The 16,716-nt window shown below is 40.4% G+C and carries 11 protein-coding genes; 3 read left to right on the top strand and 8 right to left on the bottom strand.

Annotated features, from left to right (window positions below; all coding sequences use genetic code 11):
* Positions 1 to 704: 704 nt before the first annotated feature.
* Complete coding sequence (locus CLW00_RS10370; protein ID WP_106133614.1) at positions 705 to 3,650, bottom strand: FAD-binding and (Fe-S)-binding domain-containing protein; 2,946 nt, start codon at positions 3,648 to 3,650, stop codon at positions 705 to 707.
* Positions 3,651 to 4,032: 382 nt separating this feature from the next.
* On the opposite strand from CLW00_RS10370, the gene CLW00_RS10375 reads away from it, so the two are divergent.
* Together CLW00_RS10375 and CLW00_RS10380 are read left to right on the top strand one after the other, a co-directional pair.
* On the top strand, positions 4,033 to 4,275 hold the full coding sequence (locus CLW00_RS10375) for a hypothetical protein (RefSeq protein WP_106133615.1): 243 nt from the start codon (positions 4,033 to 4,035) through the stop codon (positions 4,273 to 4,275).
* Between the two features lie 82 nt (positions 4,276 to 4,357).
* Positions 4,358 to 5,128 carry a YdcF family protein gene (locus CLW00_RS10380; protein ID WP_106133616.1) on the top strand — a complete coding sequence of 257 codons (771 nt, stop codon included), beginning with the start codon at positions 4,358 to 4,360 and terminating at the stop codon, positions 5,126 to 5,128.
* On the opposite strand, the gene CLW00_RS10385 is transcribed toward CLW00_RS10380, so the two are convergent.
* From CLW00_RS10385 to CLW00_RS10410, 6 genes are all read right to left on the bottom strand, one after another.
* Positions 5,125 to 6,258 (bottom strand): DUF4221 family protein, encoded by a 1,134-nt coding sequence (locus CLW00_RS10385; protein ID WP_106133617.1) that lies wholly within the window; start codon positions 6,256 to 6,258, stop codon positions 5,125 to 5,127. The two genes, CLW00_RS10380 and CLW00_RS10385, sit on opposite strands and share 4 nt — an antisense overlap.
* 474 nt (positions 6,259 to 6,732) lie before the next feature.
* A complete protein-coding gene (locus CLW00_RS10390) occupies positions 6,733 to 7,191 on the bottom strand; it encodes a CBS domain-containing protein (protein WP_106133618.1) in 459 nt (152 codons plus the stop codon).
* Between the two features lie 131 nt (positions 7,192 to 7,322).
* Entirely contained in the window at positions 7,323 to 8,858 is a 1,536-nt protein-coding gene (locus CLW00_RS10395) for an FG-GAP repeat domain-containing protein (protein WP_106133619.1), read from the bottom strand.
* Positions 8,859 to 8,941: 83 nt separating this feature from the next.
* Positions 8,942 to 9,520 (bottom strand): sugar O-acetyltransferase, encoded by a 579-nt coding sequence (locus tag CLW00_RS10400; protein WP_106133620.1) that lies wholly within the window; start codon positions 9,518 to 9,520, stop codon positions 8,942 to 8,944.
* Between the two features lie 2 nt (positions 9,521 to 9,522).
* Entirely contained in the window at positions 9,523 to 10,257 is a 735-nt protein-coding gene (locus tag CLW00_RS10405) for a copper homeostasis protein CutC (RefSeq protein ID WP_106133621.1), read from the bottom strand.
* Positions 10,257 to 11,246, bottom strand: coding sequence for a glycosylasparaginase (locus CLW00_RS10410; protein ID WP_106133622.1), 990 nt, complete (start codon positions 11,244 to 11,246; stop codon positions 10,257 to 10,259). The genes CLW00_RS10405 and CLW00_RS10410 overlap by 1 nt, the downstream gene beginning before the upstream one ends.
* Before the next feature lie 311 nt (positions 11,247 to 11,557).
* Here CLW00_RS10410 and CLW00_RS10415 point away from each other — a divergent pair, with 311 nt between their 5' ends.
* The gene (locus tag CLW00_RS10415) at positions 11,558 to 12,319 is read left to right on the top strand and encodes a creatininase family protein (protein ID WP_106133623.1); all 762 of its coding nucleotides are present in this window, start codon (positions 11,558 to 11,560) and stop codon (positions 12,317 to 12,319) included.
* Positions 12,320 to 13,076: 757 nt separating this feature from the next.
* On the opposite strand, the gene CLW00_RS10420 is transcribed toward CLW00_RS10415, so the two are convergent.
* A complete protein-coding gene (locus CLW00_RS10420; RefSeq protein ID WP_106133624.1) occupies positions 13,077 to 16,625 on the bottom strand; it encodes a VCBS repeat-containing protein in 3,549 nt (1,182 codons plus the stop codon).
* Positions 16,626 to 16,716: the final 91 nt, after the last annotated feature.

Genomic DNA, 16,716 nt, shown 5'->3' on the forward strand with positions numbered 1-16,716 from the left:
CCAGGCTTGAAAGGAAGAGATTCTTCACTACGTTCAGAATGACGCCGTGGTGATGTCATTCCCTTTCTGTAAATGCCAAATTTTAAAAACTATATATGACGTATTAAATATTTCTCGCAGTGCTCGCAGCGATTTCACAGCGGCCGCCGCGAGAAAACAATTATCATTTTCTTTCTGTAAATTCTAAATATTAAAAACTCGAGATGACAAGGTTAGGCCGTTTTTCATTTTGATCCTTGAATTACAGACTTTACATGTCAACCTTGTCTCGCTTCTCGTTTCTGTTAAAGGCTAAACCTTCGAGGTTTCAAACCCCGAACTATCGGGGCTCAAAGGTCACTCTCACCCTTTTCATCCTTCCTCCCTCATCCTTCATCCTTTCTTTCACATCTCACTTCTGTTTAAGGCTAAACCTTCATGTTTTCAAACCCCGACTATAGGGGCTCAAAGGTCACTCTCACCTTTTTCATCCTTCATCCCTCATCCTTCATCCTTTCTTTCACATCTCACTTCTGTTTAAGGCTAAACCTTCATGTTTTCAAACCCCGACTATAGGGGCTCAAAAGTCACTCTCACCCTTTTCATCCTTCCTCCCTCATCCTTCATCCTTTCTTTCTCTCTCGCTTCTGTCTCATTTCTGTCACGCTTCTAACCTCTTGTTTCTTGCTTCTTGTTTCTCGCTTCTCGCTTCTCGCATCTCGCCTCTACCTCAGCGCTTCCCACAATACCTCCACCGGATGCTTGGCTTTTTTACCTGTGCCATCGGCTATCTGATGGCGGCAGGAAGTACCCGGAGCAGCGATCAATGTATCTTCAGCTGCATCCCTCACAGCAGGAAACAACACCATTTCTCCGATCTGCATGCTGAGTGCATAATGCTCCTTTTCATAGCCAAATGAACCGGCCATACCACAACAGCCCGATGGAATGATTTCTACCGTATAGTTCACCGGAAGGCTTAACATTTTCTGTGTCCATGTAAGAGATGATAAAGCTTTTTGGTGGCAGTGGCCATGTAGTTTGATATTTTGAGCGTGATCTGTAAACTGATCGCTTGTAATATTGCCTGCAGCGATTTCCCTACCTATAAACTCATCAATCATCAGGGTATGGAACTTCAGTTTTTTGGCTGCTTCTACCCACTTGGGGCTTACCAACTTGGGATACTCATCCCTGAAACTCAATATTGCTGATGGCTCAATCCCAACCAATGGCGTATTCCCATCAATCAATTTATCAAATACCTCCACATTCGCATCTGCATGTTTTCTGGCTTTATCCAACAAGCCTTTTGAAAGTGCCGACCTGCCGCTTTCCTGGTGATCGACTACTATGATTTCATAGCCTAATTTTCTAAGTAATTTGATCGCAGTAATCCCAATCTCCGTATCATTGAAATTGGTAAACTCATCTACAAACAAATAAATAGTTTTGACAATCTTAGTCGGTACAGGAAGCTGGGAATAGTTTTTCTTATACCAGGTCCTGAGATTCACTTTTTGGATGGTAGGCAACTGCCGTTTGGGTGCTACTCCTAAGACAGATTTCATCAAGCCTCCGGTCAGGCCATTACTCAATGCAAAATTGCTTACTCCAGGTAAAATCCCTGCCAGTCCATTGAGGTCATTGATATAGGCAAAAGCTTTGGAACGCAGGGGAATACCATTTTTCTTTTGGTATTGGTAGAGAAACTCCGCTTTCATAGAAGCCATGTCCACATTGGAAGGACATTCGGCCGTACAGCCTTTACAGGAAAGGCAGAGGTCCAAGGCCTCTTTGATTTCAGGATGGTCAAAAGGGTTGGATTCTTTATCCAAAGTCAAAAATTCCCTCAGGGTATTGGCCCGGCCTCTGGTCGTGTCTTTTTCATTTCGGGTAGCCTGATAACTAGGGCACATGGTTCCACCCGAAGCTGGCAGTTTACGGCAATCGCCCGATCCATTGCATTTCTCAGCCATTCTCAAAAAACCTCCTACATGTCCAAAGTCCATCAAAGTTTCCTGCACAGGAGTCTTCATATCAGGCTCATATCGGAGAAAAGTATTCATAGGAGCCGTATCCACTATTTTCCCGGGATTAAAAATATTGTCAGGATCCCAGGTGTATTTGATCCTTCGGAAAAGTTGGTAATTCTCCTCTCCGACCATGATGGGAATAAAAGGAGCCCTCACCCTCCCATCTCCATGTTCACCCGAAAGTGAACCATTGTATTTTTTCACCAGTTTGGCCACATCCAAAGAAATCTGATAAAACTCCTCTTGGTCTTTCTTTTTCTTCAAGTCCAGTATAGGCCTCAAATGGATTTCACCCGCGCCGGCATGGGCATAGTGCACAGGTTCCTGTCCGTAAGCCTCCATCATTTTATCAAACTCCGCAATATAATCCGCCAAATCCTCAATGTCCACAGCTGTATCTTCTATACAGGCCACCGCCTTTCTATCACCTGGAATATTGGCGAGCAATCCCAAACCGGCTGACCTCAGGGCCCAAGCAGATTTGGTTTTGTCTGGCCCGATAACGGGATAAGCATATCCCAAACCTGCAGCTTCCAGGTCGGCAATCAGTTTTTCAGCTTTTGTTCTGGCCTCTTCCTCTGTTTTTCCGGTAAACTCCACCATCAACAAAGCCATAGGATCTCCTTCTACAAAATACCTGTTTTTCCCGTATTCAATGCTCTCTTTGGTACAATCAAGGATAATTTTATCCATCAACTCCACCGCTGTAGCTGGGTGTTTCATGGCCACCTGGGCAGCCAACATGCTTTGGTGAATGGATCCAAAATGAGCCGCAACTACCACCTCAACCGGGTCAGGCAATGGATCAAGGGAGATTTTTATTTCTGTGGTAAAAGCCAATGTACCTTCTGATCCGGAAAGCAGTTTGCAGAAATTAAATTGCTCTCCATCTTCTTTAAAAACATCTGTGTCCAGCAAAGCATCTACTGCATAGCCGGTATTTCTTCTATGGATACTTTTTTTGGGAAAGTTTTCTTCGATGTTTTTTTGGGCATTTGGGTCAGACAATTCCAATTTGAGTTGTCTGTACACCTCACCCTCAATACTATCCAACTGACATTTTTCCTCAAATTCTTTTTTAGTAATTGATTCAAAAACCGCTTCAGATCCATCAGAAAGTAATGTGTTTAACTTCATTACTTTATCCCTTGTGGTACCATAGACGATGGAAGTGGTTCCAGAGGAATTGTTGCCCACCATACCGCCTATCATGGCCCTATTGGCTGTAGAGGTGATAGGGCTAAAAAAAAGTCCATGCGGTTTCAGGTACCTATTCAGTTCATCTCGCACCACACCGGGCTGTACCCTTACCCATTTTTCTTCCTTATTGAATTCCAGGATTGAGGTAAAGTGTTTGGACACATCCACCACTATTCCATTGCCCACACACTGACCGGCCAAGGAAGTTCCGGCTGTACGGGGAATCAGGGAAGTTTTATTTGCCTTTGCAAAAAGAATCAATTGGCGGATATCATCCTCGTTTTTAGGGAAAGCCACAGCCAGGGGCATTTCTCTGTAAACAGAGGCATCCGTGGCGTAAAGTGTTTTGGTGAGGGAATCGAATTTCAGTTCTCCTGCCAATTTAGCTTGAAGTTCCTCCAAGGCAGGCAATAGGTTAGGTTTGGTCAAAGTCATGTTTCAAAAATAAGGAATAGAAGGATTCCTTTTAGGGATTGGGGAAAGAAAAAGGGTAAGTGTAAGTTTTTAAATATTTTTCCACGCGAAGACGCAAAGAGAAAAAGAGAATATTGAAATCATTATTGGCCGTGAAGACCATTTTCTTGAAATAATTATCTTTAACAATTGTTTTAAGGACTCAAAGATTTATGCCGGGGGCACAGCCTGGCGGTAAATCAATTTGGCCAAACTATTTAGACTGCAGATTAGTAAGTTTTAGATTGCTTTTAAATCTGAAAAATTAAATTTTACCGTCAAACCATCTGCGCACATCAGCGATATTTGCTGGATAAAAACCAATGAAATTTTGTTAAACGATTTGTTTTCCCTAAATTATAGCATGGTTGTAAGAAAAAAACATACCAAAATCCGAAAATCCGGCAATACTTCCATCCTAGACAGGGCAGGTAATATTCCGGAAAGGCAACTGCAGTACCACAACCTTCACCAAATCAGCGAACAAAGCTCAGAACTTTTTTTAGAAGATATGGAGCAGGAAGAAAACAGCTCCAATTCAAACCATTTGGTGTTAGCCTTCTTAGCTTTCTTAGTGTTTCTATCTATTTCCCTCTTTTTCCTTTAGTTTTTCTAATTTTCCTCTGATTGCTTTGCACATATTTGGAGCCTAGATTCAGTCTGCTTTATATTGCCTGAAAAATACAGCTATGTTCTTTTACCTCTCCCAGTTCCTGAGTTTTCTAGCAATGCCCCTTACCTTTATTATTGTCTTGTTTGCTGCAGGATTTATTTTGCATAAAAAAGTCTATGCCAAAAAATTAATCTTGACTGGATTTATTTTGCTTCTCTTTTTCAGCAATCCATTTATCTCAAACCTGTGCATGTTGGCTTGGGAACCAGATTTCAAAGCTTTTGATACCTTGCCTGATTATGAGGTAGGTATTGTCTTGACAGGAGTCACCAATTTGAGCAAAACAGCATACGACCGCACCTTTTTTGACAAAGGGGCAGACAGGGTCACCCATGCCATTCAATTGTACAAATTAGGGAAAATCAAAAAAATCCTCATCACTGGTGGACAAGGCCTGAATCCTGTCAACCCCAATACGGAAGCAGAATGGCTGCGGGATGTGATGCTATTGGCAGAAATACCCGAAGAGGATATTATGGTGGAGAACCAAGCCAAAAACACTTACCAAAATGCCGTTTTGGCCAAAGAAACACTCATAGAAAATGGATACCATACTAACCAGGAATTTCTGCTGATTACCTCTGCTTTTCACATGTACCGATCTAAAGGCTGCTTCGATAAGGTAGGTTTACAAACGGAATCCTTTCCTGTGGACTACTACGCACATGACATTAAATTCAACATACCTAGCCTTTTTTATCCTGATCCAAATAGCATTTCTACTTGGCATAGGCTGTTTAAGGAATGGATTGGAATTACGATGTATAAAGTCGCCGGTTATATTTAATTATCCACTTTAATCAACCTAAACTGAAGAACTTCCTCATCGACTTCTGGATTATTGGGATGATCCGTGCTGTACCAGAACCCTTTCTCGGTATCAAAAAGGTAATTGCCATTGGCCATGGATTCCGGTAAAACCAATTCTCCCAAATGATTGAAATCTTCGTCTAAGAAAACAAGGCCCCATGTTGACTGCAAAAATTGACCATCTGCATCCATACCGTCTTCTGGACTTTCGGCAAATTTTGCTTTCCTCACATAAACATTTTGTTTAGGAAAAAAACTGACTGACTCATACATATCGCTGAAACTGATGATACGCATCACTTCCATCATGTCCTCAAACATATCCACAGAGGATACCGGAGGATCATTTGGAAAAGTAGATATTCCAGCATAAAACTGTTCTACACTGCCATTTTTGTAAACATAAAGGTCACGGAAATTATGGTTGATCAATATCTCTCCATTTTTTCCGTAAGCAATAGAGGGGATAATCAATTTGTTGAGATTGTCTCCTAAAAACCCAAGATCAAAATCATTCAGGTCCTCATAAACTCCTTCTTCCAAATCATAAGCTACCAAATTCGGCATAGCAGCTATTTCCTCAGGACTCAACTCAGTCCATTTGAAAACCTGTGGCAAGGAAGGGTGGTAAATTTTCTTTCCTTCTTGAATGAAACTAAAAGTCATCGCTGAAACTCCCCTTTCAGAAAGTTCATCAGTATTGAGTTTGTAGCGGTTGATAACTTTTGCTTCAGGACTTACATGAAAAATCTCTTCCAGTTGAGATGCTATCCAGTAATCCCCTCGCTCATCCACCTGAATGTCTCCAATGCTACTACCAACTCCATCTGGCCCTTCTTTATCAAAAGTGGTCACAGATTGTAAATCAAAATTGGAAAGATCATAAACAGCAATGCTATTCATCGAGTAGTTGAAAAGGTAAATATTGTCATTGGCAGAGAAGAGTTTGTGTCCAAAATGCCCCCAACCGTCCGGGAGATCCAGCTGGATGGTTTCATCAGCAAGTTGAAAAGTCTTTGTGGGTGTTTCTTTTATACCCTTCTCTGAATTTGTACAGGAAAATATAAAGACCCCAACGCAAAGCAGGTAAAAACTTCTTTTGATCATCACAACAAGAATTAGTAGAAATCGCAAACTACTAATTCTTTAGATAAGAAAAAATTCATCAGATTCTTTTTCTGAACAATATGAAGAAGCTTTAGGAATATGAAATACCTAAAGCTTTTCCAATATATATGTGTACTCGATTAAGTGCCCGTAAGCAATTCTTGTTTTAATTTTATTCTAAATGTTCACTTTCAATTAATTTTTATTTATAAAGCTACTTTTTCCATGATGAAAAAGTAGCCAACCCCGATAGCGATCGGGGCTAGAATTTCGAATCCTATCAGCCCACATGGCCTTCGCTGGCCTGTCTGCCGTGATCATCCAGGCAGGCCCGGTCGAAATTCATCCTCCCCTGCTGTACCTAAAATAAAGGTTAGGATAAAGTGAAATGTTTTGGTTTTCTAAATCCTAAGTGCAAACATGCGGTAACATATATTTCAATAACTCTTAAGCATAAAACAGTTAGCAACTTTTTTACCAAGTCGTCTCTTTCAATTTTGGGAATGCCCTAATGATATCTGATAAACTGATCTGACCTACTAGGTTGCCATCTTTTAAAACCGGAAACCTACGGATTTTCAATTCCAGAAACTTCTGTGCTGCGTCAAAAAGTGACATTTCGGGAGATAGAGTCAATACATTTATTGTCATATGTTCCTCTACTTTCCCGGGAAAAGAAGGGGTGTTGGAATACTTTCCTTTGATGATTTCTTTGAGACAATCTACTTCTGAAATAATTCCCACCAAGTTCCCGTCATGATTGATCACTGGGGCACCTGATATCTTTCTTTTGGTCAACATTTCAAGCACATGATCAATAGAATCTTCGGGATAGAATGTGACTAGATTGGTACTCATGTGGTCTTTGACCATTATGGGAGCGGCAGTTTTTTTTCCTTCTACTACCCTGACGCCTTGAAAACTTTTTACCATGGTTATTTTGGATTATGTGAGCCTTATAAATTAAGACTTTATTCTCACTAATCAAAACCAAATACTTTATAAAAGTATTATTCAAGAATATTTATCGGTCAAAACAGTTATGTGCAATTCAAAAAAACTATTTAGTAGTGGTTTTCCAAAATCAAAAACGGAACCCAATCTCCAGGAGGAAAAGCACGCATACTGGCAAAATCAAAGCCTCCTAAAATCAAGTCTTTTTTTCCATTTCCTGTGATATCTCCCGTGTCCATAGTCATCAGTGACCATTCTCCAAGGGCCTGTTTTTTGGAAAGCGAAAAAGCCAATTCTCCATGATTCTCAAAAAATAAAAAGTTTGCCTTTTGACCTTCGTCTCTCTTAGGGAAATATGAAATCACAGCAATATCTTTATGACCATTACCCGTGAAATCTTCAACAATCAGAGCACTGGCACCATGAAAAGGTTGAAAATAACTTTCTGCAAAATTGTTTTTTCCATCATTGAGGAAAATCCGCAATCCATGGTAAGGCTTCAGTATGGGAGACAAGTCGGCATTATCTCCTGAGACAAGCACTATATCCTTATGTCCATCTCCATCAATATCCTCATACACGAAATCTGAACTTCCGAACAGAGGTGAAAACGACAACCATTCGTATTCTTTGAATTTTCCCTTGCCCTGATTGAGGTATACGTAAACCCCTTCCTTGGCTTGCGTCATCAATGCAATGACATCAGGCTTACCATCTCCATTGACATCTTCAATGATCGTTCTTCTCGCACCAGGCCTGTTGTTCAAATAGTTCATGGTATATCCATTGCCTGATTTTTCGTACCAGGTCAGTTTACCTACATGATGTCCAAAATGGCAAACGATCAATTCATTCTCTCCATTTCCAGTCAGATCTGCATAGGAAAAATGGACAGGACGGGTAAGGCTATCCAATAGCAGGTTGGCAGCATTTTCATCAAAACCCCTAAAAGATTCAAGCCTTCCAATAGATGTATTAGAAGGATCCATCACTCCCATTGTAAGCAAGTCAAAGCTATTTTCTCCCTGAAAAAGTATATCTGAAGCTGGACTTGTCACCTGAATTGAGTCAAGGATAAGGTTATTTTTCATATCAAATTTAAAAACTTGCCTGTACCGGTCTCCTACAAAAAGAACCTTACCTCTATCTTCCCATCTAACAAAAGTGCTCAAATTCGGTCTTTTTTTATTGGTACTAGGTTCCTTAAGTCGCCATGAACTGTTTTCCGGCAATAACCCAAAGTCAAGAGCATTCTCTGCCAATTTATCAGGAGCATTTTCGAGGTAATATGACTCCATCAATGCCCAATCTTCCCTGGAAATCAAAGGTTCTGCGGCATAAATACCAGCTGGTGCATCGATATCTTCACCTACTGCATGACCAAAATCCTCTTCTAAGATCAAACCCATTCTCCGTCTCATATCTGGCAATACAGAAGTTTGCCAAGTTAGCTTATCTAACAAATCAGGCTCCGGCTTTACATGACAAGCCCCACAATAAGCATCCGCAAGTGTTTTCCCTGTCAGTTCACCTTCTGTAAGAGACAATTCCTTTACCAAAGCCAAATCATCTTTTTCATTCGGTTTATTTGAATTACAAGAAATAAGAATGAGAACTATAAAAAAATACAAAGGACTGACTTTCATAGGTGATATTCTAAACTCTAAAGTATTTAACGCAATACCAAAAATGAGTATTTTAATATCAATTGAAAACAACTATTTCAATATTATTCAAGTTTTTTGACAACTCTTGCGGGATTCCCCATGGCTAAGACATTTGAAGGTATGTCCTTGGTGACAATGGAACCTGCAGCTATCGTGCTATTATCCCCAATTTTTACCCCAGGTAAGATAATCGAATTACCACCAATCCAACAATTGTCTCCTATTGTCACAGGAAGTGCTTTTGTGAGGTAAGGCGCTGTATCAGGTGAAGGACTCAAAATCCTTTCAGAAGCCAATAAAGGATGTGTCGCAGTGTAAATTTGGACGTTGGGTCCAATCAGGCCGTTCTTTCCAATTTTGATCAAATTACAATCCAACATCACCCCACCTGTGTTGATGAAGGTATTTTCTCCGATGAAAATATGCTTGCCATAATCGCAGTAAAAAGGTGCTTCTATCCACACTCCTTCCCCAACCGACCCGAGCAATTCTTTCAGGATTTCCATTTTACCCAAATCATCTCTGGAAGATAGATTCTGCCATTTTTGAATCAACTCTTTGGATTGATGGTACATTTCCAACAATTCAGTATCTCTGGAATTATAAAAATCTCCATTTAGAAGTTTTTCTCTTTCAGTCATCCTTACAACACCTTTAAAAATTCCTGCACTTGATACCTGTCAATTGTCAGCACATTATTGAAAGCTTCCTGATCCGTGGACAAACATACACTTGGGTGATTGTACCTGCTTTTAGACAAACGGAAAGTTTTACAACTTGCATGAACTTCCTTTAAATTGCCTAAGAGCTTCAATTCCAAGACATGATCAGGCCTGCTTCCACCTCCTGGCATAATGATAATCCTATTCCCAGCCCAAGTCATGAAATTTTTAATATTCTGCATTCCTAGCGTGACGGTATTTTCACCACCGGAAGTAAGGATTCGGGAAAAACCACAGTCAATGATACTTTCCAAGGCCAATCTCTTCTCTACTGTAATGTCAAAGGCTCTGTGAAAAGTACAGGGAAGTCCTTCAGCGGCATAAATAAGTTTTTGGCAGGCATCCTGATTCACTTGACCCACTTCATCCAATGCTCCAAAAACAAAACCATCGGCACCTAAATTTCTTAGGAATCTGATGTCATTTTCCATGACTTTCAATTCCTCTTTGCTATATATAAAATCTCCCCCCCTTGGTCTTATCATCACAAAAATCGGGATAGATAATTCTGACTTCAAAAAATCAAAAGTCCCTACACTAGGCGTAGTACCACCTTCACCAAAATCGGCGCAAAGTTCAAGTCTATTTACCCCATATTCAGCTGCTTTCAAGGCAGCTTCCAAGGTAAAAACAGGTGCTTCGAGTAAAATCCCCATTATTTAAACCAACTTTTAGAATCTACCAATGATTTGTCAGTTTGATGATGCTTGGCGAAATTAAAACCAGGATGTACGGCATAAGCACCATACTCACCATCTTTGTTGACTGCAAGAAATCCTGCTTGAATGTCTTTGATATCTTTACTGTTTTTAGCCACAAGTCTTTTGACTGCTTCCTCACATGCTTCTTGTGGTGTCCGTCCCTGACGCATCAATTCTACAATCAGGAAACTCCCGCATATCCTTATAATGGATTCACCTAGGCCGGTAGCGGTGGCAGCACCTACTTCATCATCCACATAAAGCCCTGCCCCAATGATGGGACTGTCTCCAACCCTACCATGCATTTTAAAGGCCAACCCAGAGGTGGTACAGGAACCCGCCATTTTCCCATCTGCCCCAATGCCGATCATGCCTATGGTATCGTGATTCTCTATATTGATGATGGGTTTGTATTTTGATTCAATTTTCCACTCTTGATACATCTCTTCAGCCCTGGGACTGAGCGTTTCTTCCTCCATAGGGAAACCCTGCGCTATGGCAAATTGTCTTGCTCCTTCACCAGCCAACATTACATGCGGCGTTTCGTCCATCACTTTTCTGGCCAATGAAATAGGGTGCCTTACTTGTCTTACAAAAGCGACTGTACCACAGGACCCGTCCCCTTTCATGATCGAAGCATCAAGCGTGGGAATACCTTCTCTATCCGGCAGCCCCTGAAGACCTACCGAAAGGTTATCCATGTCTAGCTCGGTAACCTTCACCCCCTCTTCCACAGCATCCACGATATTGTCAGACTGCATCAATACTTCCCAAGCGCGGTCATTGGCAGGCATACCGTGTTCCCAGGTAGATAAAATTAGAGGTTTCTGTTTTTCTGATAAAGACTTTTTGAAAAAAGAAGCCGATGCACTTGCTAAACCACTCGGTAAAATCAAAGAACTTCCGAGTAGGGATTTTTTCAGGAATGACCTTCTGTTTGACATGGGATTCGATATTTTTAAGATTAGATGATTCACAAACCAACGAGACAACAATATCTTAAAAATATCAAGGACTTCTTTAAACTTTTATAAAAAAATTAAAAAAGTATCCACCATTGGTAAAAGTCTATTGACATATATCGAAAAACAATCTTAACTTCAATAGTGATTTGACACGGAAAAAACGGGACACAAAACCTAGTAGCGTGAAAGAATTGAGTTCATTTCTTGATGAGCTGAAGATTTTTAGACCTAGCAAGTTCAATCTCGAAAAATTCCGATGAAATAGGATAAAACGTTAAAAATATAACCTTATGAGACCTTACATACTCTCTGAAAACAACTGGAAGAACCTGAAAGAAGATCGCTTTGAATTGGCAGTATTGCCTTGGGGAGCTACAGAAGCACATAATTACCATATGCCATATGGGACAGATATTTATGAAGCAGATGCTATAGCCGCTGAATCGGGAAGACTCGCATGGGAAAAAGGAGCAAAAGTAACTGTTCTGCCAACCATTCCCTTTGGTGTAAATACTGGACAACATGATATTTATCTTGACATCAACATGAATCCAAGTACACAAATGGCGATCATTCGCGATATACTGACTGTTCTAAACCGTCAAGGAATAAAGAAATTCCTGATTGTCAACAGTCATGGTGGCAATGATTTTAAAACCATGTTGCGAGAACTTGGACTTGAGTTCCCCGAAATGTTATTGATGACCTGCAATTGGTTTCAGTCATTGGATAGAAGTAAATATTTTGAGGAAGCGGGAGATCACGCCGATGAAATGGAAACGAGTTTGATCTTGCATTTACACCCTGAATTGGTTTCCCCTTTGGAAGAAGCGGGAGAAGGAAATGAAAAACAACCACGTATAGAGACCCTCAAAGAAAAGTGGGCCTGGGCAGAGAGAAGATGGTCTCAGGTAACCGAAGACACCGGTATTGGAAATCCCAAAAAGGCCAGCGCCGAAAAGGGCAAAAGGTATTTTGATGAAGTCTGCAAAAAAGTGGGTAAGTTGATGATTGAGATATGCGAGGCGGATATCGGGGATTTGTATAGGTAAGAATGGGTGAGACGTAGGTGGAGGGTTGTGTTCAAGATACGAGAAGCGAGATGCGAGAAAAGTGAACCTTAGGTGAAAGTTGGTTTTACAAGGTCATAGGTAGAGGGCAGACCCTGCAAAAACGCCAACTTAACTTTTAACATTTTTAACCTTTAACAATCTAAAGAAAGGATGAAAGGGCCATGGAGAGTCTTTTAGGCTCACATATCTTTGACGATGACCCAATGCCGTAGGATTTCCTGCCGTAGGCATGGCATAACCGAAATAACAGCCCGGTAATTTATTGCCGGGATTAAAGATTAGGTATGGGTCTTAAAGTGCCGTAGGCATGGACGATGTTTTTTTGGATGTGAGTGAAGACACTCACATCGGCGTCAGAGTCTCAAAAATTTTTGATTTAGGAAGTACGATTTACGAAGCTTAATTCAATTTTTGAGAATGAGTTCTTTGAATTGCCTCACCTTGTCATCTCGAGTTTTTAAAATTTGGCATTTACAGAAAGGAAATGACAATTGTTTTCTCGCGGCGGCCGCTGCGAAATCGCTGCGAGCGTTGCGTGAAATATTTAATAGTCATAGTCATAGGGAGTTTTTAAAATTAAGCATTTACAGAAAGAAAATGACAGTTGGTGTACGTCATCCTAAATGTTAAAATCTCAGCGTGACGGTCCCTACAAATATGTCATTGGTATCCCGTACTACTGTCGGGAGAGAGATCTGAAGTAAATACAAACCTGGGACACACTTAAAACCATGCTTCACTTCATCCCAATCTGTTCACCCGAAAGCGTCAAATCCTCTTGATTCCCTTTATAGTCAACACCTTTAATAGATTTCACATTTTCCCGGAGAAGAATGGCAGGCGAAGAATTACTCAAAAATCCAGACCGATTATACAATTCAATTTTTTGAGACTTCCCATTTTCCAACTCAAGTATCAAGGTGTGGAATTTTGCAGGAGCATTGTACATTTGGCCTGGCTTAGAACTTTTAGCTTGATGGATCAAAAGCTTTGACCTGTTTTGAGTAGACAGGTAATTCATTACACCATCTGCACCTATAACCATGGCCATGGACTTGGCATCTCCAGGCACTACAAACCCACTTTCAATAGCACGGACTGTTTCAAATTCTCCTTTGCCATTTCCCAACAAGACCAGTCCATTGAATGCATCATACCTCCCAGAAAAGACCTCATTCCCGTAATCATTGCCAATCAACAATACATCCAAATGGCCATCACCATTGATATCATCTACTGCTAATCCATTGACTGGTGCTGTCTGGGCAAGAAGTGGCAATTCATGTACTTTGAATTTACCGTTTCCTAAATTTTCGATAAAACTACTTCTGTCATAGTTACCTTCTAACTTGGTAACTCCCTCTAATTCCTGAGCGGTAAACAAAGTTTCTTCAGTAGTCCTGGCGTACTCCTTGTACCGGGTAAATTTTCTTCTAAAAAGGGTACTTTGCCCATACAAATCATCCCACGAATGTGTGGGAACAGAAATATAGTTACCTCCATTATCTTTGAAATAGGCAAAAATAACTGGGTCTATACTTTGATTACTGTCAAAGTCCTTGGCGTATACTTTTACAGGTCTCTCTTTGGTAGGGTGGTAATAATTATTAGCACCTAAGTTCCCCACTACATAATCCACCTTACCATTCCCATTGAAATCTCCTGAAGCAAGACTATTCCACCAACCAAGATATTCCTCAAGGCCGGTATTTCTCATTTTTTCAAACTTCCCTCCTGTATTTTGGAATATGGTAATCGGCATCAACTCACCCACTACCATTAAATCCAACACTCCATCGCCATCCACATCTGTCCACAATGCGTCAGTTACCATCCCTATATTTCTTAATCCTGGAGCTACTTCATCTGTCACATCCCTGAGTTGACCATTTTCATTTTTCAGAATAAATGACTTTTCGGGCATGGGATACTGACCTATTGGGCTACGTCCTCCGACAAACAAATCCATAAATCCATCTCCATCAAAATCTGCAGCCCGGATCACCGAGCCACTGGCCTCTACTTTTGCATTATTCTCGGTATCTGCCGCTGTGAAATTACCCTTGCCATCATTTATCCAAAGTCTATCAATATATTCTTCTGATCCAGGTCTGAATTCTGAACTACCGGAAACCATATAAAGGTCCAAATCTCCATCATTGTCCACATCAAAAAGTATCATTCCCATTTCTTCAAACCTCATATCTGATTCGTTGGTGAAAAGGGGGTTTTCCTCAAAGGTTCCATCTTCATTTTGCAGAAAGACCACAGGTGTTTTCCCAGCAGCACTGCCTACTATAAAGTCTTCTCTGCCATTCCTGTTGATATCCCCAACTACCAAACTGGGACCAAATTGAGTCAATTTGTGAGGTATGGTCCTTTGTATGTTATAATCAATTTTATCGTCCTCCTCATGGACATAATTTACCTGAAGGGTATTGGATTTTTCTACCAACAATGGATTTACATTCTTTGGAACAAAAGGAAAAGCAAGTGAAGCCAAATCGACTCTTTCTGCATCACTCTGTTGCACCATAACCACCTGATTGGATTGTAAATCTTTGATCTTTTGATAAGTCCCATCTTGCCAAAAAATCTCAAGCTGCAAAGGCTGTGTAATTTCACCCAGTCCAAAATGAACCACATCTTCCACAGCCGACATATAACCTCTTGAAATCTGTTGTTCATGATATAAGAATTCATCTTCTGAGGTCCTCACAACCACTTTTGCTCCAATTCCCATTGGATTTTCTTTCACCCCTTTCAATTTTACCCTAAGGTATTTATGGGTTGAGGATGTTGAATTAAGCGTATTTTCAAACACAAAAGCTGGATCATTGATGTTATTGACCACATAATCCAAATCCCCGTCTCCATCCAAATCTACAAAAACAGCCCCATTGGAAAATGAGGGAACATTCAATCCCCAATCATTTCCTACATCTTCGAAAGTCCAATCTCCCTTATTTCTGTAGGAATAATTTGGAATTTTGACAATTGGTATTGAGTCTAAAAGTTGTCTCGTACTAGCCACCCCACCTACATCCGCACGGTAATTGGCAAAATCTTTATCTGTAATGTCACGGGGAAATCCATTGGTGATCAACAGGTCTCTTTTACCGTCATTGTCCATATCTACAAAAAGCGGTGACCAAGACCAATCAGTTTGGTAAACACCTGCCATAAAACCAATTTCACTGAATGGGATTTCAGGACCATTGCCTACATGCAACATATTGCGCACATGTTGGTATTCATACCCCCACTGTTCATTGGAGATATAGGTTTGGTAGGGGTTTTTAGCAATGGTAGTCTTTTTGCGGTAATTATGTTCACCCAACATGTCCAGTGTTATGATGTCAGGATAACCATCGTTATTGTAATCGGCAATATCCGATCCCATGGAGAACATACTTTGATGTCGGATGTAAGATTTGGTTTGATTAGAAAAAGTGCCATCCTGATTGTTGATGTACAGAATATCGTTTGGTGTATAGTCATTGGAGATGTAGATATCAGGCCAACCGTCAAAATTGATATCCTGAACAGCAATGCCTAATCCAAAACCTTCAATGGTTATGCCAGCTTCAATGGTTACATCCGTAAAAGAGCCATCACCATTGTTTTTATAAAGTCTATCATTATTCACAGCAGATCCATCTGTAATTTTTTCTCTGTAATTGGAAGGGATGGCTTTATTCTGTTCATTATTCAGCACATACAAGTCTAGATGACCGTCATTGTTGTAGTCAAAAAAAGTAGCCATCATGCTATTGCCCACCTCAGCTATACCGTATTTCTCTGCTTGTTCTTCAAAATAAGGATTTCCATCTTCGTCTAGGCCCTGATTGACAAATAACATATTTGCACGTCGCTCAGCATCTGAGTACATGGCAGCACACACATAAATATCCATCAATCCATCCCCATTGATATCTACAACTGTCACTCCTGTACTCCATCGATCAGCAGCAGCAGTTCCTGATCCCGCTGTAATGTCTTCAAATTTTAAATCCCCTTTATTGATATACAGCTTATTGGCTACCTGATTTCCAGTAAAATACAAGTCCGGCAAGCCATCATTGTTGAAATCCGCTACAGCTACCCCTCCACCATTGAATATATATTCATCTGTAAGGATATTAAAAGTATCTGTTTCTACTATTTCATTGTTAAAAAGTATGCCTGTATCCTTTGGAGATTTAAGGATGAATAGAGTTTCAGGTGATTGATTGCAGGATTGTAAAAAGAGGAATAAACAGCATATGATCAGGACAATTCTCATAGGAACTTGAAGGCTTGTGATGGGTTGTAATTGAAATCAAATATTGGGATTTAATTACTAAAACCCGAAATATTTTTGGTGAAATTTCAAG

Source organism: Mongoliibacter ruber (genome assembly GCF_003003005.1).
In the GTDB taxonomy this organism is placed as follows: Bacteria; Bacteroidota; Bacteroidia; order Cytophagales; family Cyclobacteriaceae; genus Mongoliibacter; species Mongoliibacter ruber.

What these genes read in the sequence shown, in the direction of transcription:
- CLW00_RS10420 (WP_106133624.1), bottom strand. Translation starts at nt 16,625, where the DNA reads ATGAGAATTGTCCTGATCATATGCTGTTTATTCCTCTTTTTACAATCC.
- CLW00_RS10395 (WP_106133619.1), bottom strand. Translation starts at nt 8,858, where the DNA reads ATGAAAGTCAGTCCTTTGTATTTTTTTATAGTTCTCATTCTTATTTCT.
- CLW00_RS10380 (WP_106133616.1), top strand. Translation starts at nt 4,358, where the DNA reads ATGTTCTTTTACCTCTCCCAGTTCCTGAGTTTTCTAGCAATGCCCCTT.
- CLW00_RS10370 (WP_106133614.1), bottom strand. Translation starts at nt 3,650, where the DNA reads ATGACTTTGACCAAACCTAACCTATTGCCTGCCTTGGAGGAACTTCAA.
- CLW00_RS10400 (WP_106133620.1), bottom strand. Translation starts at nt 9,520, where the DNA reads ATGACTGAAAGAGAAAAACTTCTAAATGGAGATTTTTATAATTCCAGA.
- CLW00_RS10410 (WP_106133622.1), bottom strand. Translation starts at nt 11,246, where the DNA reads ATGTCAAACAGAAGGTCATTCCTGAAAAAATCCCTACTCGGAAGTTCT.
- CLW00_RS10405 (WP_106133621.1), bottom strand. Translation starts at nt 10,257, where the DNA reads ATGGGGATTTTACTCGAAGCACCTGTTTTTACCTTGGAAGCTGCCTTG.
- CLW00_RS10390 (WP_106133618.1), bottom strand. Translation starts at nt 7,191, where the DNA reads ATGGTAAAAAGTTTTCAAGGCGTCAGGGTAGTAGAAGGAAAAAAAACT.
- CLW00_RS10375 (WP_106133615.1), top strand. Translation starts at nt 4,033, where the DNA reads ATGGTTGTAAGAAAAAAACATACCAAAATCCGAAAATCCGGCAATACT.
- CLW00_RS10415 (WP_106133623.1), top strand. Translation starts at nt 11,558, where the DNA reads ATGAGACCTTACATACTCTCTGAAAACAACTGGAAGAACCTGAAAGAA.
- CLW00_RS10385 (WP_106133617.1), bottom strand. Translation starts at nt 6,258, where the DNA reads ATGATCAAAAGAAGTTTTTACCTGCTTTGCGTTGGGGTCTTTATATTT.